1 protein-coding gene is annotated in these 570 nt (G+C 65.8%); it reads right to left on the bottom strand.

Going from position 1 to position 570, the window contains the following annotated elements:
- On the bottom strand, positions 1-570 hold a 570-nt coding region (locus tag ABD243_RS02580), incomplete at both ends, for an IS256 family transposase (RefSeq protein ID WP_344361757.1).

Raw genomic sequence — 570 nt, 5'->3', positions numbered from 1 at the left:
CCCGTCGCAGCACACGATGAGCACATCCCTGACGCCGCGGTTGGCCAGTTCGGCGCAGACCCCGGCCCAGAATTTCGCTCCCTCGGCGGCCTCGACCCAGATGCCCAGGACGTGCTTGAAGCCCTCCATGTCCACGCCCACAGCGATGTGAGCGGCCCGGTTCTGGACCTGATGTCCGTCACGGACCTTGATGACGATCGCGTCCAGATAGAGGATCGGATAGAGCGGGTCCAGCGGGCGCTTCTGCCATTCCAGCACCTCCTCGAGGACCTCGTCGGTGATCTTCGAGATGGTCTCCTGCGACAGCTCCGTCCCGAGCGTGGATTCCAGGTGATGGGCGATGTCCCGGACCGTCATCCCGCCGGCGTAAAGGCTGATGATCATGTCATCCAGGCCGCCGGTCCGGCGCGCGCCCTTGGGAACCAGATGCGGGGTGAAGGAGCCGTCACGGTCCCGCGGAACGTCCAGATCCACGTCCCCGGCAGAGGTCCCCAGGGTCTTCGGATAGGACCCGTTGCGGGCATTCGGCAGGAACCGCCCGACCGGGTCGCCTTTGTCATAGCCCAGGTG

Source organism: Arthrobacter humicola, assembly GCF_039531445.1.
In the GTDB taxonomy this organism is placed as follows: Bacteria; Actinomycetota; Actinomycetes; order Actinomycetales; family Micrococcaceae; genus Arthrobacter; species Arthrobacter humicola.
Note: the sequence above shows the minus strand (reverse complement) of the source record. Positions and strands in the feature narration are given on the sequence as shown.